The 20,090-nt window shown below is 68.0% G+C and carries 17 protein-coding genes and 1 tRNA gene; 6 read left to right on the top strand and 12 right to left on the bottom strand.

Features of this window, described 5'->3' with window-relative positions; translation table 11 throughout:
- Positions 1-121 precede the first annotated feature (121 nt).
- The 3 genes from ACZ63E_RS08545 to polA form a co-directional block, all read right to left on the bottom strand.
- Entirely contained in the window at positions 122-1,723 is a 1,602-nt protein-coding gene (locus ACZ63E_RS08545; protein ID WP_465335402.1) for a S1 family peptidase, read from the bottom strand.
- 127 nt (positions 1,724-1,850) lie between these two features.
- Positions 1,851-2,384 (bottom strand): EF-hand domain-containing protein, encoded by a 534-nt coding sequence (locus tag ACZ63E_RS08540; protein ID WP_465335401.1) that lies wholly within the window; start codon positions 2,382-2,384, stop codon positions 1,851-1,853.
- A 152-nt stretch (positions 2,385-2,536) separates the two neighbouring features.
- Complete coding sequence (gene polA, locus ACZ63E_RS08535; protein WP_465335400.1) at positions 2,537-5,287, bottom strand: DNA polymerase I; 2,751 nt, start codon at positions 5,285-5,287, stop codon at positions 2,537-2,539.
- Between the two features lie 62 nt (positions 5,288-5,349).
- On the opposite strand from polA, the gene ACZ63E_RS08530 reads away from it, so the two are divergent.
- Complete coding sequence (locus ACZ63E_RS08530; protein WP_410672442.1) at positions 5,350-5,790, top strand: hotdog fold thioesterase; 441 nt, start codon at positions 5,350-5,352, stop codon at positions 5,788-5,790.
- Positions 5,791-5,794: 4 nt separating this feature from the next.
- The gene (locus tag ACZ63E_RS08525; RefSeq protein WP_465335399.1) at positions 5,795-6,766 is read left to right on the top strand and encodes a LysR family transcriptional regulator; all 972 of its coding nucleotides are present in this window, start codon (positions 5,795-5,797) and stop codon (positions 6,764-6,766) included.
- Here the strand turns inward: ACZ63E_RS08525 and ACZ63E_RS08520 are convergent.
- The 7 genes from ACZ63E_RS08520 to ACZ63E_RS08490 form a co-directional block, all read right to left on the bottom strand.
- Entirely contained in the window at positions 6,732-7,493 is a 762-nt protein-coding gene (locus ACZ63E_RS08520; protein ID WP_465335398.1) for an alpha/beta hydrolase family protein, read from the bottom strand. The two genes, ACZ63E_RS08525 and ACZ63E_RS08520, sit on opposite strands and share 35 nt — an antisense overlap.
- 156 nt (positions 7,494-7,649) lie before the next feature.
- Entirely contained in the window at positions 7,650-8,363 is a 714-nt protein-coding gene (locus ACZ63E_RS08515) for an ABC transporter ATP-binding protein (protein WP_465310002.1), read from the bottom strand.
- Positions 8,350-9,276 carry an ABC transporter ATP-binding protein gene (locus ACZ63E_RS08510; RefSeq protein ID WP_465335397.1) on the bottom strand — a complete coding sequence of 309 codons (927 nt, stop codon included), beginning with the start codon at positions 9,274-9,276 and terminating at the stop codon, positions 8,350-8,352. Before ACZ63E_RS08510 ends, ACZ63E_RS08515 begins: the two co-directional genes overlap by 14 nt.
- A complete protein-coding gene (locus ACZ63E_RS08505; RefSeq protein ID WP_465335396.1) occupies positions 9,273-10,418 on the bottom strand; it encodes a branched-chain amino acid ABC transporter permease in 1,146 nt (381 codons plus the stop codon). Before ACZ63E_RS08505 ends, ACZ63E_RS08510 begins: the two co-directional genes overlap by 4 nt.
- Entirely contained in the window at positions 10,415-11,413 is a 999-nt protein-coding gene (locus ACZ63E_RS08500; RefSeq protein ID WP_465309999.1) for a branched-chain amino acid ABC transporter permease, read from the bottom strand. The genes ACZ63E_RS08505 and ACZ63E_RS08500 overlap by 4 nt, the downstream gene beginning before the upstream one ends.
- A gap of 106 nt (positions 11,414-11,519) precedes the next feature.
- Entirely contained in the window at positions 11,520-12,701 is a 1,182-nt protein-coding gene (locus ACZ63E_RS08495; RefSeq protein WP_465335520.1) for a branched-chain amino acid ABC transporter substrate-binding protein, read from the bottom strand.
- A 430-nt stretch (positions 12,702-13,131) separates the two neighbouring features.
- Positions 13,132-13,746, bottom strand: a complete 615-nt coding sequence (locus ACZ63E_RS08490; RefSeq protein WP_020646628.1) for an ANTAR domain-containing response regulator — start codon at positions 13,744-13,746, stop codon at positions 13,132-13,134.
- A gap of 174 nt (positions 13,747-13,920) precedes the next feature.
- On the opposite strand from ACZ63E_RS08490, the gene ACZ63E_RS08485 reads away from it, so the two are divergent.
- Positions 13,921-13,994, top strand: a tRNA-Leu gene (locus ACZ63E_RS08485).
- Between the two features lie 296 nt (positions 13,995-14,290).
- Here the strand turns inward: ACZ63E_RS08485 and ACZ63E_RS08480 are convergent.
- Entirely contained in the window at positions 14,291-14,566 is a 276-nt protein-coding gene (locus ACZ63E_RS08480; RefSeq protein ID WP_465335395.1) for a hypothetical protein, read from the bottom strand.
- 48 nt (positions 14,567-14,614) lie between these two features.
- On the opposite strand from ACZ63E_RS08480, the gene ACZ63E_RS08475 reads away from it, so the two are divergent.
- Complete coding sequence (locus ACZ63E_RS08475; RefSeq protein WP_465335394.1) at positions 14,615-14,851, top strand: hypothetical protein; 237 nt, start codon at positions 14,615-14,617, stop codon at positions 14,849-14,851.
- A gap of 12 nt (positions 14,852-14,863) precedes the next feature.
- On the opposite strand, the gene ACZ63E_RS08470 is transcribed toward ACZ63E_RS08475, so the two are convergent.
- The gene (locus ACZ63E_RS08470; protein ID WP_465335393.1) at positions 14,864-16,624 is read right to left on the bottom strand and encodes a DUF6119 family protein; all 1,761 of its coding nucleotides are present in this window, start codon (positions 16,622-16,624) and stop codon (positions 14,864-14,866) included.
- 487 nt (positions 16,625-17,111) lie between these two features.
- Between ACZ63E_RS08470 and ACZ63E_RS08465 the strand changes: the two genes are divergently transcribed.
- A complete protein-coding gene (locus tag ACZ63E_RS08465; protein WP_465335392.1) occupies positions 17,112-17,489 on the top strand; it encodes a hypothetical protein in 378 nt (125 codons plus the stop codon).
- Positions 17,490-17,552: 63 nt separating this feature from the next.
- Complete coding sequence (locus ACZ63E_RS08460; RefSeq protein WP_465335391.1) at positions 17,553-19,799, top strand: nSTAND3 domain-containing NTPase; 2,247 nt, start codon at positions 17,553-17,555, stop codon at positions 19,797-19,799.
- Positions 19,800-20,090: the final 291 nt, after the last annotated feature.

The following is a 20,090-nucleotide window of genomic DNA, read 5'->3' as shown; positions in this document are numbered from 1 at the left end:
GCTGGGCGCCGCCCCCCGATCTCCACGCTACCGTCCGGCACCGACAGTTCCGGCCCGGCGATGCCATGAATGACTCATTCATGGCGTCTGGCGACATGAATGAGTCATTCACTGCATCGGCTCAGGCGCGGTCCTCGATGCGGGCCCGCACCGCCGCCGCGTAGCTGTCCACCGCCGTCGCCGCCGCGGTCAGCTCGCAGGGGCCGTCGATCAGCAGGCGCTTCGCCGGGACGTACGCCTGCTCCAGCTCCGGGTCGCCGTCCAGGCCCTGCTCGCGGGCCAGCTCGTGGTCGCCCGCGAGGCGGGCGCGCAGCTCCTCGCGGCGGGCGACCAGGCCGTCGAGCACCGCTCGCTGGCGGCGGCCGTCCTCGACCGCCGGGGCCACCGCGTGCTCGTGGCTGTCGATGTGGCGCTCCACCCACTCCGCGTCGCCGTCGACCTCGGCCGAGCGCAGCTGCTTGAGCGCGGCGCGCAGCCGCTGGGCGCGGGCCGGCAGCATCGCGACGCCGGTGAAGCGCGTCGCCACGCGCAGCTGGTACGCCTCGATCTCGCCGAGCTCCTCGACGGACTGGGTGAGCACGTCGAGCCGGCCGGACAGGTCGTCCGCGGCCGGGCGGGCCTGGAACGTCCCCGCCTGCACGGCCGCGACCCCCGGCGACGACTCCTCGCGGAATCCCAGCAGCAGCCGCAGTCCGAGCTCGACCGCGCGGCCCGCGAGCGGGGCGAGCACCTCGCCGACGAGCCGGTCGGGCTCGGCGGAGTCGTCGATCGCGTCGACGACGAGCGTGCGGCCGGCGACCCCGGTGGTGAGCCGGTCTTCGATGCGGTGCCGGACGGCGTCGGCGGTGCGGCCGGTGGCGTCGACGGCGAGGTCGACGCTGCCCGCCGGCGGCATCGAGCCGAGCGTCGGCGGCAGGCCGGGGACACCGAGGGAGCGCTCGCGGTCGGCCAGCACGATGCCGAACCGCAGTGCCGCCGCGACGGGCGAGCCGGCCTCCCCGGTGTCGACGACCCAGACCGTGCCGGGCTCGGCCTTGGCGAACCAGTCCGCGACGCTCTGCACGAACGAGACGTCGACGGCTTCGCCGACCGGGCGGGAAAAGCTGGCGTCGACGGCCGGGCTGCCCGAGGTCCAGATGCTCAGCTGCGGCAGGTGCCCCAGCATCGTCTCGACCGGCACCATCCAGGTGCCGGTGTCCTTGCCGACGACCATGCCGACGACGTGCCCGGTCGCCTCGTCGAGCACGGCCGTGCCGCCGAACCCGGGGCCGATCGGCTCGGCTTCGGCGGTGCGGAAGAGGCGGACCCATTCGCCGCCGGTCTGTTCCGGGCCGCCGAGGCGCGCGTGGGTCCAGCGGCCGACCGACCCGGGCGGGAACCCGAACGCGCGGACGAGCTGGTGCTCGCCGAGGGGCATGCGGTGCAGCGGGGCGCGGAACACGCGGGATTCGGGACGTTCCAGGCGCAGCAGGGCGAGATCACCGTGGCCGCCGCCGTCGGAGGGCACCCAGCACCCCTCCACGACGGTGGCGGTGCCGGGCAGGGCTTCGGCCAGTCCGACGAAGTCGACGCTCAGCGCGGACCGCGGTCCCCCGGCGGCTTCGACGACGTGCGCGCTCGTAAGCACGTGGTACTCGTCGAGCACCGTGCCCGCCCCGCACACCCGGCCGAGTTCGTCGTGCAGCCGAACCCGCCAGCGTCGCCGTTCACGCTCGAACCCCATTCGGCGGACCCTACGCCGTGATCGCCCGCCGGTGAGCGCCGACCTCCCTACCCAGCGGTAATGGCTCACCCGAACGGAGTCCTCCGTTCGTCGTAACGCCAAGGGGTTTGGTGTCCCGGTGAGTGGTTCAGACCCGGCCGAACACCCAGCTGCCGGGCGCCGCCGGATCGTCGCCGGCCCAGAACTCGTACCAGTGGCCCGAGAACTCGGCCCGCGAGATGCGGCCGTCACCGTCGGCGTCGAGGAGGGCGAAGATCTCGTCGGTCGGCGCTTCGAGGCCGTTCCAGGCGGTGATCATGCGGTGGTACTCGGCGGCCGAAATGGTGCCGTCGCCGTTTTCGTCCACCGCCTCGAACATCGCCGCCGCGGTGCCGGTGACCGCGGCCGGCATCTGCGGCAGCCCGTCGACGACGTCGAGGACCTCGTCGAGCGAGACCTTGCCGTCGCGGTCGCGGTCGGACGCCTCCAGCAGCGTCGCCCACCAGCCCATCATGATCGAGGCGAGCTTCTCCCCGTCCGGGGAGCCGCCGTCGGTGCCGCGCACCTCGAGCCATCTCGTGGTGAGGGCCCGGAAGTCGGACTCCGTGAGGTAGCCGTCGTCGTCGGCGTCCATCGCGCCGAAGATGCCGGAGATCTTGCGTCGCTGAAAGTCACTGGCCATGCCGGACAGCTTCGCCGCCGCCGGCGCCGCCCGACGACGTCCGCCCGAGTACACCCGCGCCACGACCCGGTGATTCGGGTCGTGGCGCAGAGTGAAGGGGCTTGCGGCCCGGGGTGAAGTCACGGCGCCTCGTCCGCCTCGGCGCCGAGCTTCTAGTGCGCGGCTTCGTTCCAGGACCGGCCGTAGCCGACCGAGACCTCCAGCGGCACGGCCAGGTCGTAGGCCGAGCCCATGCCCTGGCGCACGAGCGCCTCCAGCTGCTCCCGCTCGCCGTCGGCGACCTCGAGCACGAGCTCGTCGTGGACCTGCAGCAGGATCCGGCTCTTCAGCTTCGCCTTGACCAGCTCCTGGTGGACGGTGAGCATCGCGACCTTGATGATGTCCGCCGCGCTGCCCTGGATCGGGGCGTTCAGCGCCATCCGCTCGGCCATCTCGCGGCGCTGGCGGTTGTCGCTGTTGAGGTCCGGCAGGTACCGGCGGCGACCGAAGATCGTCTCGGTGTAGCCGCACTTGGCCGCCTCGCCGACCACCGAGTGGAGGTAGTCGCGCACGCCGCCGAAGCGGGCGAAGTACGCCTCCATCTGCTCCTTGGCGTCTTCGGTCGAGATCCGCAGCTGCGCCGACAGCCCATACGCTGACAGCCCGTACGCGAGGCCGTACGACATCGCCTTGACGCGGTAGCGCAGCTCCGGCGTGATCTCCTCCGGCGGCAGCGAGAACGCCCGCGACGCGACGAACGTGTGCAGGTCCTCGCCGGAGTGGAACGCCTCGATGAGGCCCTCGTCCTTCGAGAGGTGCGCCATGATCCGCATTTCGATCTGGCTGTAGTCCGCGGTCATCAGCTCGGTGAAGCCCTGGCCGACGACGAACGCGTCGCGGATGCGGCGGCCCTCTTCGGTGCGGACCGGGATGTTCTGCAGGTTCGGCTCGGTCGAGGACAGCCGCCCGGTGGCCGCGATCGTCTGCAGCAGGGTGGTGTGGATGCGGCCGTCGTCGGCGACGGACTTGATCAGCCCTTCGACCGTGGTGCGCAGCTTCGTCGCGTCCCGGTGCTCCAGCATGTGCTGCAGGAACGGGTGCTCGGTCTTCTCGAACAGGCCCTGCAGCGCCTCGGCGTCGGTCGTGTAGCCGGTCTTGGTGCGCTTGGTCTTCGGCATGCCGAGCTCGTCGAACAGCACGACCTGCAGCTGCTTCGGCGATCCGAGGTTGATCTGCTTGCCGATCACCTCGTACGCGGCTTCGGCCGCCTGCGTCACGCGCGACAGGTAGTGCGCTTCGAGCGTGGTCAGCTGCTCGAGGTCGACGGCCACGCCGGCGATCTCCAGCTCGGTGATCACTTCGAGCAGCGGCAGCTCCAGCTCGGCGAGCAGCCGCGCGCCGCCGATCTGCTCCAGCTCCTTCTCGAGCGCGCCGCCCAGCTCGAAGATGGCCCGCGCCTTGACCAGCTCTTCCTGGATCTCCTTCTGTTCCAGGCCTTCCGCGCCGCCGTCGAGCAGCGACAGCTGCCCGTCGCCGCCGTCGGTCTCCGAGCGCAGCTCGCGGTGCAGGTAGCGCAGCGCGAGGTCGTCCAGCTCGAACGTGCGCTGGCCCGGCCGCACGAGATAGGCGGCCAGCGCGGTGTCCATGGCGAGCCCGGCGAGCACCCAGCCGCGGGCGCGGATCGCATGCAGCGGGACCTTGAGGTCGTGGCCGGTCTTGCGGATCTTCGGGTCGGCGAGCCACGCCGCCAGCGCCGTGTCGTCCGCCTGGTCCATCGCCGTGACGTCGACGTACGCGCCTTCGCCGTCCGCCGATGCGAAGGCCACCGCGCGCAGGTCGGACCGGACCGAGGCGCCGGCGGCGCGGAAGGCCAGCGCGACCGGCTCGCCACCGGCCGCGTGCGTGGCGAGCCACGCCCCGAGCGCGCCGGGGGCCAGCGCGTCCCCCGAGACCTCGAAGCCCTCGTCGGCCTCGGGTTCGGCGCTCTGCAGCGTCGCGAACAGCCGGTCGCGCAGGACGCGGAACTCCAGCTCGTCGAACAGCGCGTGCACCGCTTCGCGATCCCACGGGCGCAGCTCCAGCCCCGACGGGCCGACCTCCAGCTCGACATTCCGGATCAGCTCGGTGAGCTGGCGGTTCAGCTGGACCGAGGACAGGTGCGCGCGCAACGCGTCGCCGGCCTTGCCCTTGACCTCGTCGACGCGGTCGATCAGGTCGTCGAGCGAGCCGAACTGCTTGATCCACTTGGCCGCGGTCTTCTCGCCGACGCCGGGGATGTTCGGCAGGTTGTCCGACGGATCGCCGCGCAGCGCCGCGAAGTCCGGGTACTGCTGCGGGGTGAGGCCGTACTTCTCCTCGACGGCGGCCGGGGTGAACCGGGTCATCTCCGAGACGCCGCGCTTCGGGTACAGCACGGTGACCTGCTCGGTGACCAGCTGCAGCGCGTCTCGGTCACCCGTACAGATGAGGACGTCGAAGCCGTCGGCCGTCGCCTGCGTCGTGAGCGTGGCGATGATGTCGTCGGCCTCGAAGTTCTCCTTCGTCAGCGACGGGATGCCGAGCACGTCGAGGACCTCGCGCACCAGGTCGACCTGGCCGCGGAACTCGTCCGGCGTCGTGCTGCGGTTCGCCTTGTAGTCGGCGAAGGTCTCCGAGCGGAACGTCTTGCGCGAGAGGTCGAACGCCACCGCCAGGTGCGTGGGCGCCTCGTCGCGCAGCAGGTTGATGAGCATCGACGTGAACCCGAAGACCGCGTTCGTGACCTGCCCGGTCTTGGTCTTGAAGTTCTCGGCGGGCAGCGCGAAGAACGCGCGGTAGGCCATCGAATGACCGTCGATCAGCAGCAGCTTCGGCTGCTCCGCGCTGGTTCCGGTCGCGGTGGTTCCTGTGGCGTTGGCAACGGTCGTCTTCTCACTCGGGCTCACGGGGCCGAGTCTAGGCTGAGGGTCTGACACTCTTACGTGTCGCATAGGAACAGGAGCTTTGTGTGACGGACAGTGCCGCCCCCATCGACGTGGAGCGGCTGTCGGGCATCGACCCGGCGGCGGCGGACCAGCAGCTGAACGACAAGGTCGGGATGAAACTGCTGGAAGCGACGGCCGAGCGGGTCGTCGGCACCATCCCGGTCGAGGGCAACCTCCAGCCGTACGGCCTGCTGCACGGCGGCGCCAACGCCGTCCTCGCCGAGGCGCTGGGGTCCACGGTGGCCGCGTTGAACGCGGGCCCGGGCCGCGCGGCGATGGGGCTGGAGCTGTCCTGCACCCACCACCGGGCCGTCCGCTCGGGCACGGTCACCGGCGTCGCGACCCCGCTGCACGTCGGCCGCGGCACGATCACCGCCGAGATCGTCCTGACCGACGACGAGGGCCGCCGCACCTGCACCGCCCGGCTGACCTGCGTCGTCCGGGACCGCCCGCCGGGCGCGTGAGCCGGTGGACCTCGACCTCGCCCAGGTGCGGGCGTTCGTCGTCACCGCGGAGCAGCTCCACTTCGGGCGGGCCGCCCAGGCGCTGTTCCTGACCCAGCAGGCGTTGTCGAAGCGCATCCGGAAGCTCGAGGAAGCGCTGGCCACGCCGTTGTTCCGGCGCACCCGCCGCTCGGTCGAGCTCACCGCCGAGGGTGAGCGCTTCCTCGCGCACGCGCGTGAGCTGCTGCGGGTGGCCGACGCCGCGGTGGCCGCGCTCGGTGCCGGCGACCGGCCGCTGCGCCTCGACCTGGTCGACGTCCGGCTCTCCCCGATGTTCCTGCTCCGCCGGCTCGCCGCGCGGGAGCCCGCGCTGCGGATCGACCGGGTCGCCGGCGCCGGGTTCGCCCACGCGGTCGAGCCGCTGCTGTCCGGCGAGCTCGACGCCGCCTTCGGCCGGGTGACCGGCTTCGGGCGGCCGCTGCCGGACGAGCTGGAGCACCGGGTCGTCCGGCTCGAACCGCTGGTCGCGCTGCTCGCCCCGGAACACCCGCTGGCCCAGCTGGACGTGCTGCCGCTCGAAGAGCTGCGCGCCGACGGGATCTGGCTGCCCGGGTCCGGCGGCGCCGCCGAATGGCTGTCCTACCTCGCGGCGATGTGCGCCCGGTTCGACGTCCCGATCGACGACTCCGGCGTCAGCTACGACCTGCGGCACACCCTGGAGCAGACGCGGTACGGCAAGCGCCGCGTCACCCTGGCCGGGGCGGACATGGAGCTCGCGCCCGACCTCAACCTGAAGGTGCTGCCGTTCGCGCCGTCACCGCTGTTCCCGTGGTCGCTGGTGTGGCGGCGCGGGAACACGAACCCGGCGCTGCGGCGGCTGCTGGCCCTGGCCGGGCGCACCAGCCGCGAAGAGGACTGGTGCGCCTACGACCCCGGCCACGCCTGGCTGCCGGACGAGGACCTCAGCCTCGCAGCCGCCGCGCGAACCACTCGCTGAACGCCGTGTCGACGGCGGCCGCGGCCGCCGTCCCCGGCGGGAACTCGTGCGCCATCCCGTCGACCGTCACCAGCTCGGTCCCCAGCTTCTCGCTCAGGGTCGCGGCGGGCTCGCGCACGGCGACGTCGTCGTCCGCGCCGGCGATGAGCAGCAGCGGCGCGCTCAGCTCGCCGGCCCGGTTCACGTAGTCGTAGCGCGCCGCCACCGCGAGGGACCGCTCGGTCCACGCGTAGGTCACGCCGTAGCGCCGTTCGTTGGCGGCGATCATCGGCGCGAGCCGGACCACGGGGCTGGCGACCGCGCCGGCCGCGATTTCGACGTCTCCGCGCGCCAGCACCTCCAGGGCGACGATCGCCCCGGCCGAGCCGCCGAACACGCCCAGCGGCCCGGTCGCGCCCGGCAGCCGGTCGCGCAGCTCGGCCAGCGCCGCCGGGAACTCCCCCGCCGCCTGCTCGGTGACCGGCTCGAACATGTTCAGCACGGCGTCCTCGCCGGCCCGCCGGAAGACTTCTTCGGGACCGCCTTCGGGCAGCCGGGCGCCGGTCAGCGGCAGGCCGAAGTACACCCGCCACGCCTGCAGCCTCGCCATCGGGACGGCGGCGGCCATCGCCTGCTCGCTGGCCGGCGCGTCCATCAGGTGCCAGCCCGCGACCAGCACCGCCGGCGCGTCCGGGTTCGCCGGCGGCATCGCCACGAACGGCACGCCGGCCGCGATTCCCTCGATCATCGTGTGCTCCCTCGGTTCTTGGTATGCCCCAAGCAAACCGTGGGAAGGAGCGGCGGGTCCAACAGCCTTTCCGGCGCCGGTGACAACCGATGGTTGTGAACAGAACCGGCCCCGTGCGCGAGTGCGCACGGGGCCGGTGAGGGGAAGCTCCGGACGTCAGCCGACGCCCAGGTACGCCTCCTTGATGCTGTTGTCCGCCAGCAGCTCCTTGCCGGTGCCGGACTTCGTGATCTGCCCGGTCTCCAGCACGTAGGCCCGGTGGGCCCGCGAGAGCGCCTGCTGCGCGTTCTGCTCCACCAGCAGCACGGTGGTGCCCTGCTTGTTGATCTCCGTGATGATCCGGAAGATCTGCTGGATGAACTGCGGGGCCAGCCCCATCGACGGCTCGTCCAGCAGCAGCAGCTTCGGCTTCGCCATCAGGGCGCGCCCGATGGCGAGCATCTGCTGTTCGCCGCCGGACATCGTGCCGCCCAGCTGGGTCTTGCGCTCCGCCAGGCGCGGGAACAGCTCGAACACCCGCTCCAGGTCGCCGCTGAGGTCCTTGCGGTCCTTGCGGGCGTACGCGCCCATGTCGAGGTTCTCCATCACCGTCATGCCGGGGAAGATGCCCCGGCCTTCCGGCGCCTGCGAGATCCCGCGGACCACGCGGAGGTCACCGCGCAGCTTGGAGATGTCCTCACCGGCGAAGGAGATCTTCCCGCTCGAGATCGGGCGGATCCCCGAGATGGCCCGCATCGTCGTGGACTTGCCGGCGCCGTTGGCCCCGATCAGCGTGACGATCTCGCCCTCGTTCACCGAGATGGACAGCCCGGACACCGCCTGGATCCGTCCGTAGTGGACGGACACGTCCGACAGCTCAAGCAACGTCATCGTCAGGCACCCCCAGGTAGGCCGCGATCACCGCGGGGTTCTCGCGGATCTCCGCCGGCACTCCTTCGGCGATCTTCTTGCCGAACTCCAGCACCACGATCCGGTCCGTCACGCCCATGACGAGCTTCATGTCGTGTTCGATCAGCAGCACGGTGTACCCGTCGTCGCGGATCGTCCGGATCAGCTCCATGAGCTGCTCCTTCTCCGCCGGGTTGAAGCCCGCCGCGGGCTCGTCCAGGCAGAGCAGCTTCGGCTCGGTGGCCAGCGCCCGCGCGATCTCCAGGCGCCGCTGGTAGCCGTAGGGCAGGTTCTTCGCCCGGTCGGCCGCGCGGTCGGCGATGCCGACGAACTCCAGCAGGGCCATCGCCTTCTCGACGGCGGCCTTCTCCTCGTGGTGGTGCCGCGGCAGCCGCAGCAGCGCCCCGAGCAGGCTGGTCTTGTGCCGCGCGTCGGTGCCGACGACGACGTTCTCCAGAGCGGTCATCTCGCTGAAGAGCCGGATGTTCTGGAACGTCCGCGCGATGCCGAGCTGGGTGATGCCGTGCCGCGACGTCTTGCCCAGCGCCTTGCCTTCCAGCCGGACCTCACCGGAGGTCGGCCGGTAGACGCCGGTCATGGCGTTGAAGCACGTCGTCTTGCCCGCGCCGTTCGGCCCGATCAGGCCGAGGATCTCGCCGCGCCGGATGTCGAAGTTGATCTCGTCCAGCGCGACCAGGCCGCCGAAGCGCATGGTCACGTTGTCGACCTCGAGCAGCGTCTGCCCGACCTCGACCTCGATCTCGCGGTCCGGCGCGACGACTTCGGCGACTTCGGCGTCGTGCTCGGCCCGCTCCTCGGCCGTCATCTGCTGCAGCTCGGCGACGAGGCCGCCCTCCGCGACGACCTCGGGACCGCCGTTCTGGGGCTCGGTCATGACTTGCTCCCCGGGGTCGGTTCGGTCTGCAGCGCACCGTCACTGCTGATCTGCTCACCTCGGCCCAGCAGCCGCTGGTACGCCTGCCTGCCGTAGGCGAGCAGCCGCTGGCGCGCGCCGAGCAGGCCCTGCGGGCGGAAGATCATCAGGATGATCAGCGCCAGGCCGAAGATCAGGTACTTGTACTCGGCGATCGCCTGGAACCGCAGCGGGATGTAGGCCACCACGGCCGCGCCGAGCAGGACGCCGACCTTGTTGCCCGAGCCGCCGAGGATCACCGCGGCCAGGAACAGCATCGACGTGACGACGTCGAACTTCTGGTTGTTCACGAAGCCGAGCTGACCGGCGTAGAGGGCGCCGGAGAGGCCGCCGATCGCCGCGCCGCTGATGAACGCCCAGATCTTGAACTTGAACGTCGGCACGCCCATGATCTCCGCCGCGTCCTCGTCGTCCCGGATGGCGACCCAGGCGCGGCCGACGCGGCTGCGCTCCAGGTTCCCGACCAGGAACAGGACGGCGATGATCAGCGTGACGCACAGCCAGTACCACGGCGTGCCGTTCGAGTTGTTGAACAGCGCCGAGCCGTCGGCGTTCGTGCCCGGCGGGTGCCCGACCTCCTTGAAGCCGGAGTTGCCGCGCAGCGGGCCGACGTTGTCCGCCAGCAGGCGGACGATCTCGCCGAACCCGAGCGTCACGATCGCCAGGTAGTCCCCGCGCAACCGCAGCGTGGGTGTCCCGAGGATCACGCCGAAGATCATCGTGACGGCCATCGCGATCGGCAGCACGACGAGGAACGGCAGGTGCGACAGCGACGAGTCGGGGCTGGTGAACAGCGCCATCACGTACGCGCCGATGGCGAAGAACCCGACGTACCCGAGGTCGAGCAGGCCGGCCTGGCCGACCACGACGTTGAGGCCGATGGCGACCAGCGCGTAGCGGGCCACCTCGAACATCGCGATCGGGAAGTCGTACCCGGGCTGGGTGGTGAGGATCGGCGGGTTCAGCACCGGCAGCAGGTAGATCAGCACCACCAGCGGGATCAGGACACCCCACTGCTGGACGCGGCTGAGGTTGTTCCACCGCTCGCCGAACGTGCGCTTCGTGCCGGTCGCGGCGGCCGGCGGAGTCGTGGTCGTCGTCATACCCGCGCCTTTCCGAGTGACTCGCCGAGGATGCCGGTGGGCCGGATCATCAGGACGAGCACCAGCAGGACGAACGCGACGATGTCACGCCAGCCACCACCGAACAGCGACTGGCCGTAGTTCTCGGCGACGCCGAGCAGCAGGCCGCCGAGCAGCGCGCCGCGCAGGTTGCCGATCCCGCCGAGCACCGCCGCGGTGAACGCCTTGATTCCGAGGAGGAACCCGCCCTGGTACCACGCGCCCTGCGGGATCTTCATCATGTAGAACAGGGCCGCCGCGCCGGCGAGCAGGCCGCCGATGAGGAACGTCAGCATGATGACGCGTTCCTTGTTGACGCCCATCAGCGTCGCGGTGTCCGGGTCCTGCGCCACCGCGCGGATGCCGCGGCCGAACTTGGTCTTGTTGACGAAGTAGTTGACGCCCAGCATCAGCACGATCGACGCGATCACCGTGATGATCGTGACGTTGGTGATGCTGCCGCCGAAGAGCGTGAAGACTTCCTGGTTGCGCATGAGCCGGATGCCCAGCTCGGGGTTGCCGCCCCGCCAGATGAAGATGAGCTGCTGCAACACGAAGGAAGCGCCGATCGCGGTGATCAGGAAGACCAGCTTCGGCGCCCCGCGTTTTCTCAGCGGCCGGTAGGCGACCCGTTCCAGGACCACCGCCGTGCCGCCGGAGACCGCCATCGACGCGATCAACGCGAGCACCAGGAAGCCGATCAGCTCGATCGCGGTGAGCGTCGGGGTGTTGCCGGGCCGGAACCCGAGGCCGTAGAAGGTGAACCAGGTCGCGTAGACGCCGTAGATGAAGACTTCGGAGTGCGCGAAGTTGATGAGCTTCAGGACGCCGTAGACGAGGGTGTAGCCCAGCGCCACCAGCGCGTAGATGCTGCCGTAGGCCAGCCCGTCGAACGTGTTGTTCCAGAACTGGTCGAGGAACGCGTTCACGTCGAACGTGATCCAGCTGTCGCTCTGGGCCAGCACGAGCGAGCTCACGTGATGAGTCAATGACACACTAGTTCTCCATGTGGGACCGGGGTGCAGGCCCGGCGGGATCGAGCCGCCGGACGTGCACCCCGGTAATCAGAACGGAAGCGTTGCGCTACTTGATCTCGGTGTTGCGGACGATCTTCCCGCCCTCGACCTTGTAGGTCCACACGGTCGTGCTGGAGAGCTCGCCCTTGTCGTCCCACTTGAAGTGCTTCGTGATGCCCTGGCCGTCATAGGTCTTCACGAAGTCGAGCAGCCCCGCGCGGTCCTTCTTGCCCGAGTCGATGCCCTTGAGCAGGATCGTCGCCAGGTCGTAGGCCTCGGGCGAGTAGGTGCCCGGGTCCTTGCTGAAGGCCGACTTGTAGGCGTCGGTGAACTTCGTGAACTGGTCCGCCGGGACGCAGGGGCAGGTGAAGTACGCCTTCGCGGCCGCCTCGCCGGCGCCCTTGACGAACTCGTCGTCCTTCACGCCGTCCGGGCCGATGAACTTGGCCTCGACACCCGCGTCGTTCAGCTGCTGCGCGAAGGGAGCGGCTTCCTGGTAGTACCCGGAGTAGAACACCGCGTCCGGCTTCTCGCTCTTGATCTTGTTGACCACGGCCGAGAAGTCGGTCTGCTTCGTCTTGACGCTGTCCTGGCAGGTGCCCTTGTCGCCGAGCGCCTGGATGGTCGAAGCCGCCAGGCCGGTGCCGTAGTCGGAGTCGTCCTTGATGACGCACACCTTGTTGGCCTTGAGCTCGCCGGTGATGAACTTCGCGGCGGCCGGGCCCTGGGTGTTGTCGTTGCCCAGACCGCGGAAGAAGGTCTTCCAGCCGTTCTGGCTCAGCGTCGGGTTGGTGGCCGACGGGGTCACCGTGACCAGGCCCGCACCGTTGAAGATGTTGCCCGCGGCCTTCGACTCACCGGAGAACGGCAGGCCGACGACACCGATGATGCCCGGGGTGTTGACGATCTGCGTCACGATGCCCGGCGCCTTGTCCGGCGTGCCTTCGGTGTCGAACTGCTCCAGCTTGACCTGGCAGCCCGCGTTGGCCTTGTTGTGCTGGTCGACGGCGAGCTTCGCGCCGTTCAGGATGTTCTGGCCCAGCGCGGCGTTGGCGCCGTTGATGGTGCCCGCGTACGCGATGGAGGTCGGGGCGCACTGCGCCTTGCCGTCGCCGGCCGGGTCGGCCGCGTCGGCGGCGGCGGACGGGGCCGCGGCCTGGGACTGCGAGCTCGCGCTGCTGTCACCCGAACCGCTGTCCGTGCGCGCCGAACACGCGCTCAGGGCAACGGCCCCGGCTGCGGCCAGCACGATGACCTTCGCAAGTCGTGCTTTCTGCACTCGTTCCTCCAAATGCCACCTGGCCGTCCGGTCGGACGGCTGTCCCCACGTGGGACCTGACTGGCCGCTGAAAGTAGCCGCCCCGGAAGCCGTTGCACAGAGTCACGCGTGCTCTTGTAGCCACATCGTGACGGTCGTCACGAGTATTAACGTATGATTTACACCCGCTCGTCGTAACCACGACCAGCGGGTGGTGACTCTCGGTGCACAGACTGGGACTTGACGCACGGGTCGGGGTGTGCGTCAGGCGTGCAGAGTCTACGGACCCGGAGTGGATCATCACGCCGGACCACGCCAGGAAGGCTCGCAAAGGTACCAAGTGCGCCCTTTCGGGCACCCGGAGCGTCACGAAAAAGGGGTGTGACCACGCATCGCGGTCACACCCCTTGGTCCGGGCGGGTCAGCTGCCGATGCTCTCCACAACGGCTTCGGCGACGGCCTTCATCGTGGTCCGGCGGTCCATGGCGGTGCGCTGGATCCAGCGGAAGGCGTCCGGTTCGGTGAGGCCCTGCCGGCTCATCAGCAGGCCCTTGGCGCGGTCGATGACCTTGCGCGTCTCGAGCCGGTCGGTGAGCCCGGCAACCTCGGCCTCGAGGGCCTGCAGCTCGGAGAACCGGCTGACGGCGAGCTCGATGGCCGGCACGAGGTCCCGCTTGGCGAAGGGCTTGACGAGGTAGGCCATGGTGCCGGCGTCCCGCGCCCGTTCGACGAGGTCCCGCTGACTGAAGGCGGTGAGGATGACAACGGGGGCGATCCGGTCCCCGGTGATCTTGGACGCGGCCTCGATACCGTCCAGTTTGGGCATCTTGACGTCGAGGATCACGAGATCGGGCTTGAGATCGGTGGCCAGCGCAATGGCCTGCTCACCATCCCCGGCCTCCCCGACGACTTCGTACCCCTCTTCACGCAGCATTTCGACGAGGTCCAGCCGGATGAGCGCCTCGTCTTCCGCGACGAGCACCCGACGCTGCGGCACGGTGGCGGCACCGTTGGCCTCGGTAGCCTGATCGGTCACCGGGGTCCTCCTGAAGACTCGGCGGGACGTTGGTCTTCGCGGCTTCCCGCGAACCTGAAGCCTACCGGGAACGATCCAGTTGCCGAGATGGCGTTCACCACGTAGTGGCCTGCACGACACCCCCTGCCCCGGTCACTGCCGGAGGTCGATGATCCCGTAGAGTCACCACGTCACGCCCCCGTAGCCCAACTGGCAGAGGCAACGGATTCAAAACCCGTCCAGTGTGAGTTCGAATCTCACCGGGGGCACGAAGATTTCCCAGTTCAGCGCCATGTTCCTAGTCGAAGCAGCGACTGGGCGGACGTGTTTGCCCAGGTCGAGCCGTGTGAGTTCGAATCGGTCCGGCGCAACGAGCCCTTGACTCCCCGGTCCAGCCCATCGCCTTCAACCTCCTCGTCACTCTTTGCAGGAGCGTACGGGGAGCACCGTGGCCTGGTCGCGGGGCTGACGATGCTGGCCCCATAGCTGACGTCGCGGATGTGCTGACACACGGCAATCCTTATACCTCACTGGTGGATCCCCGCCCAGTCCTCTTCCTCGTTCATCATTTCGGCCGCGAAGTCCAGAAAGACCTCGGCGCCGAGCGTTTGACGTCGTCGGCACGCGCTTCGATGGTGTCGTCCAGCGTTTCGTCCGCGACGTCGTCATAGGAGACGCCGGCCGGATCCCAGTTGACCAACGGGATCCGGCCGTCTGTGACGCTGGCGTGGGTAGCTCCGGCCTTACGCCGGTCAACCACCAGCCGTAGTAGTCGAGGTGGACCGTCGGTTTCCAGCTGGTGCACGACGGCCGAACAGGCAACTGCGGTTGTCGCCAGCACCGCTGGGCTCGAACGACGTCCTGTACGGCCTGGTGACCATCGACCCCCGTGAACGCGGTGTTTCTCTTCCTGATCAACGCGGTCGACATCGCGGCCGCGGTGTATCTTCTTTACCGCCTGGAGCCCTGGGGCCTGGCCCGCAGCTGGTTCGCGATCCGGGGAGAACTTCCGTGGGCAACGACGGCCTTCCTGGAAGACGCGCACTTGCGCGGTTTCCTTCGGCAGGCCGGCGGCGTCTACCAGTTCCGGCATGCACGACTTCGACAGCACATGGCTCGTCCGTAGGGCGGCACCAGGTCAACTTCCGTATTTGGTGTGCGCCAGGCGGAACACCCGCTGGTTCCGCTTCATCTCATTCTTCGTGGCCAGGACCTCGCGACGCGCGATGTGCGACCACAGCCGGCGCTCCATAAAGTCATCCGCGACAAACTCCTGCCTCGTAGAGCACAGCACGACATACGTGCGGCGGTACTTGAACCACGACAGGAAGGTCTTGAGACTTACTCCGCTGTTGTGGGGATCCTTCGACCACGCCTCGGCGTAGTACGTCTTCAGGAGCTTGCAGCCGTCGAGCAGATCACTCTCGATTACTTCCGACGCCACGAGAATCTGGCTACACGCGTCTCGCATCTTCGTGTCGAAGCCCTTCTTGGCGTGAATGACATAGAGTCTGCGCTCGCCGCGGTCGACCTTGATCAGGTCGAACAGTTCGACTTCACCTCTGTCCGATTTGGCGAATACTTCATCCCCGAAATAGAAGTCGGGCTCGTTCGCCTGCGAGTCGTTGAACTCACTCTCACGTCCGCCCACCCAGGGAAGGAAGGACACCTCCGCGCCAAGGAGCACCGGATCCTCAGCCTTGAACACTTCTTCGATGAAGTCGTTCTTCAGGTTGTCCAGGAAGGCACCCAGGCTCCGGTACCACACCTTGTCGATCCGGAAGTAGGTCTGTCCGTCGAGATCGACCTGTCCGTGTAGGAAGTCGAGAACCTTCCGGGTAATCTTCTTCGACTTGTCGTCGGGGTCGACCCGATAGGTCAGCGACAGCGCCAGGAACTTCTCCGCGAACTCTTCCTTGGTACGCAGGCTGTCGGCGAGCTTGCGCTTGATGTGCGGCAAGAGGTCGTCGAAATCCGGCGGGCTCTGGCCCAGGTAGGTCCGGCTCAGCCGGAAGTCCGAGCCGGCGTTGAACTTGATGATCTCGTGGGGGTCGAGTACGTCGATGTCAGGCGCGTTGCCGCCGAGCAGTGCGGTCCGGATGTTCTCGACGAAGGCCCGGACCAGATCGCCTTCCAAGGCCTTGTCGTTCCGGACGGGATAGAGGTTGTCGAGGAACGACAGCTGACGCAGCCGCTCTTCACTCGGCTCGGGCAATGCCTCGAGCGCCGCGATCAGCTCGGTGACGCCAGCGAGGTCGAGCCGCTGCCGAAGCACGAAGGACGATTTGACCTCTACCGCGGGCGGCTTATCCGGATCGACCAGGTCCGCCAGCGGGCTGCCCTCGGAAAGCTGTTCGCGGTCCAGCCGCCCGACCAGCTTCTTCCACACCGTGTCCATCGCTTCGCTCTTGTCAATCGAGTACGCCCGACGGTACGTCTCGGACCGGCTGCTCCGGGAACCGATCAGGTCGCGCACGTCCGCGGCAGTGAAGCTGTTGGAGATCAGCTTCTTCGCGGTGTCGAACGGGAAGCTGTAGTCGACGGCCTCGGCGATAACCCGGAAACCACCGCCGGTCGTGATGGCGTAGAGCGACGTCTCGGAGGCAATGAACAGGCAGGCGTCGGCGCCCCGGATGTAGAAGTTCCGGCCGTCTTCGGCGTTCTGGAGGTAGCCCTCCACGAACGGCAACAGGCCGTCACTGAAACTGGGCCGGACGAAGAGGTCGAGCTGGTAGCCGTCGAGAAGCTGGTTCAGCGGAACGGGCGAAAGCACCTCCAGGCCCTCCTCGGCCACGCGCCTCGCATAGGCTTCGAGCACGCCTTCCAGCCGTGTTGCGGGCGCCATGTCCACAGGAAGCGTCAACTTCCAGATCGCGTTGTTCGACCGCTTGGCGTTCATCCGGGGCACCTCCTATGGCGACGTCCCCCGGGTCGCCCGCTTGCTACTGCCTGTTACGAGCACACCCCGCTTGTTATCACACCGTGACGGCCGTCACAACCGCACGACGTCAGGATCCAGTCGGCCGTCAGACGCCGAGACTTCGCCCGATGGGATCCACTCGAACCGGCTTGCCGATATCCGGTGCGTTGATCATCGAATCGATCGAGAACATGTCCAGCATCTCCCTCAACATTGTCGTTACCAGGCGGTAGGCCGCGAACGGTCGCCGACATGCGGCGACGGATTTACGGGACTCCGTTAACACTTTCGAGCCGAATTCACTCGACCGTGTCGGACCGCGGCGCTGCCGCGCAGTAGAACGCACGGTAGTTGATCCGATCAGGTGAGTTATGTACCTGGGCGGCCGGGTTACGAACCTATCCCCGTGGGCTCGCGCGCCTACGCGAGCCGACAGCCCGGTGCAATTCGCGAAAGGGAGTACTCGGTGGATCAGTCTGTCGACTGGACGGAACTCGCAGGATCCGCGGCTCAGGTCGTGGTAAAGAGCGTCGCCGGCGGCGCGGCTCAAGCCTTGCGAGCGAGGCTCGTGAGGCTGTTCACGAGGGACCCACCGGAGAAGGCCGACGAGTCACCCGAGGCACGCCGGCTCGATGAAACGGATCGTCGCCTCGACCAAGCTGAGGACCGTGCCGCCGAAGAGCACGCGCAGCTGACCAGCTGGAAACGGCGGCTGGAAGTGTTCCTCGAAGATCACCCGGACGCCGCAGAGGAACTCGCCCGGATCGTCGACGAGTACCGGCGAGCGCACCCGGAGAGCGCGGGCTCCGGCCGGTCTCAGATCGTCAACGCGGGCGACAGCTGATCCGGCGAGGCCGGTAAAGCTATGCTGGCCGATGCGGCCTGAGCTAGCGAAGGGGATTTCGAGGTGGACGAGTTCGACCTCGGTCGGCTGACCGACTTCGATTTCGAATTGCTCTGCAAAGATCTCTTCGAGATCGTTCTGGGCTGCTCTCTCGAGGTCTTCGCCCGCGGCCGCGACGGCGGGATCGACCTGCGCCACATCGCGCCGGCCTCGGGTGACACGACGGTGATCCAGTGCAAACACTGGCTCAGGTCGGGCCGCGACGCGCTGATCAGGCACCTGGGGAAAGTCGAATTCCCCAAAGTCGAACGCCTTGCGCCACAACGCTATCTCGTCGCCACGACGGTCGAACTGACCGTCGCGGCCAAGAACGAGATCGCGGGCATCTTCCCGGGCTACGTGCGGTCGCCCGGTGACGTGTACGGCGCGCACGAGATCGCCGCGCTGCTCCGGAGGCATCCGGAGATCGTGCAACGCCACATCCGGCTGTGGCTGGCCAGCAGCTCGGTGCTCGGCTCGCTGCTCAACCGCGACGTGCTGAGCCGCTCACGAGCGCTCGCGGCCGATATCGAGGAAAGCCTGCGCCGGTTCGTGCCGCACCCTGGCCGGGACGAGGCCCGGCGGCTGCTGGACGAGCAGCACAGCTGCCTGATCGTCGGGCCGCCAGGCGTCGGCAAGACGACCCTCGCCCACGTCCTCCTCGCCGACCTGCAAGCCGGCGGCTTCACGGTGGTCGAAGCCACCAATCGCCTCGACGACGTCCACCGCATGTGGGACGACGACGAAAAGCAGGTCTTCTTCGTCGACGACTTCGTCGGCCAGACGACGCTGGACGAAGGCGCGGCCCGGGTGGCGAACCACGAGCTGCCCCGGCTCTTGCGCATGATCCGGAAATCGGCGGCGAAGCGGCTCGTGCTCACCTGCCGCAACTACCTGGTCATCCAGGCACGCGAGCATTACGAACGCCTCGACGCCCGCGGTCTGGATCCTTACGAGTGCGTTGTGGACTCGGCCGAGTTCGACAGCGGGATCCGAGCGGAGATCTTCTACAACCACGTCTTCTTCTCCGGACTTTCACCGGAGAAGCGCGCCCGGCTCGCCCAGCCGGACGTGTACCGGTCGATCATCGGCCATCACAATTACAGCCCTCGTCTGCTTGAGCACGCGCTCGCCGAAGCGGTATTGCTCGCTCCCTCCGGCGACGTCGCGAGCGTTGTGCGGCGCAATCTCGACAACCCCGCCCACCTTTGGGAACGCCTGATCGAAGAAGTTCTCGAGGCGGACGAACTCGCCTTGGTCATGGTCCTCTACACCGCCCACCGGTCAGCGGACCACGACCGGCTGCGCGAAGCGTGGCGAGCTCACTTGGGACTGACCGCGAACTCCGACACCGACCGGCGTTTCCGTCGTTCGCTTCGCCGTCTCGAGCCGGTCATCGCGAAGACTTCCGAGGACCGGTGGGGAGTCCGCGTGAGATTCACCAATCCGTCGATCGTGGACTTCCTCCACAGGCACCTGACGGAGAACTCCGATCTCGTGGTGACGCTGTTCGATACTGCCGCCTTTCTCGACCAGCTGGTCACGCTCTGGAACCTGTCCGGAAGATGGCCGACCACCGCATTTCGTGCAGCACTCACGAGCCAGCCGCAGCGGCTCCACGACGCTGTCATGCGCGTCGTCGACCGCGCTCTAAAGCTGGGGGAACCCCTTGTGGAACACACGGCCGACGAAGCCGCCTTCATCGTCGCGTTGGCCGATCACTGCGAATCCCCCCAGCTCACCGCGGCAGGTTCCGAGCTCCTCCATTCGGTCCTTTACGACTGCCATCCGCAGGTGAGCACACTCCACCGGTTGGCCATCAGCGTAGCCGGCTCGCCGGTCGCGGACTGGCAGGCTTACGCACACGAGCTTGCCGATGAGGCGTATTCGACGGCGATCGAAGAGATCGAACTGTGGATCGACGTCCGGCAGCTCGAGCTGGTCACCTACGGTCTCGCGGACCTGAGCTCGAAGATAGAGATGTTCGGCGAGGGAGAAGTCCGAACCCAAAAACTCGCACTAGCCATTCGAGAACTGGAAAAGTGGTCGGATGACGAGCACGAGGCAGATATCGACGAAAGCACCCTTTTGGAGATGCTTGATTTTCTCGACGGCGAAGAACACGGACTCGTGCAAGCGTACTGGAGAGCACATGATTACCTTGACCGAAAACTCGAGGAAGATGAAGAACATTTTCCCTCGGCACTGCCCTCCTCGACATCACGCCTCGATCTGATCGAGCCAATGTTTTCGACACTCCGTGAGCACTAGCGAACCTTCCCTCGAAAACACAGGACCGTTCCGGGACCCGAAGGCACCTGTCAGAGTCTGGGGACCGCAGAGAGCACAACCAGAACCATAGTCATCACCCAATCGAGAGTAAGCCGTTTCATCGTGGGCACTTGGCTCGTTCTCTAGGGTCCAGGCAGTGCGGTCAGCGAGGAAGTGCGCCGCGATGTCCACGACGGTCGGGACGCGCCCACCCTGGCGGCCAGCGATCCCTCCTTCCGGCACTTCCTGAGGCGCAGCCTCTCCGACGACCCCATCGACCTGCTCGAACGG

The sequence above is a fragment of the Amycolatopsis sp. NPDC104819 genome, from assembly GCF_055583145.1.
The sequence above is the reverse complement of the archived record's forward strand: the minus strand, read 5'-3'. Positions and strand labels throughout refer to the sequence as shown.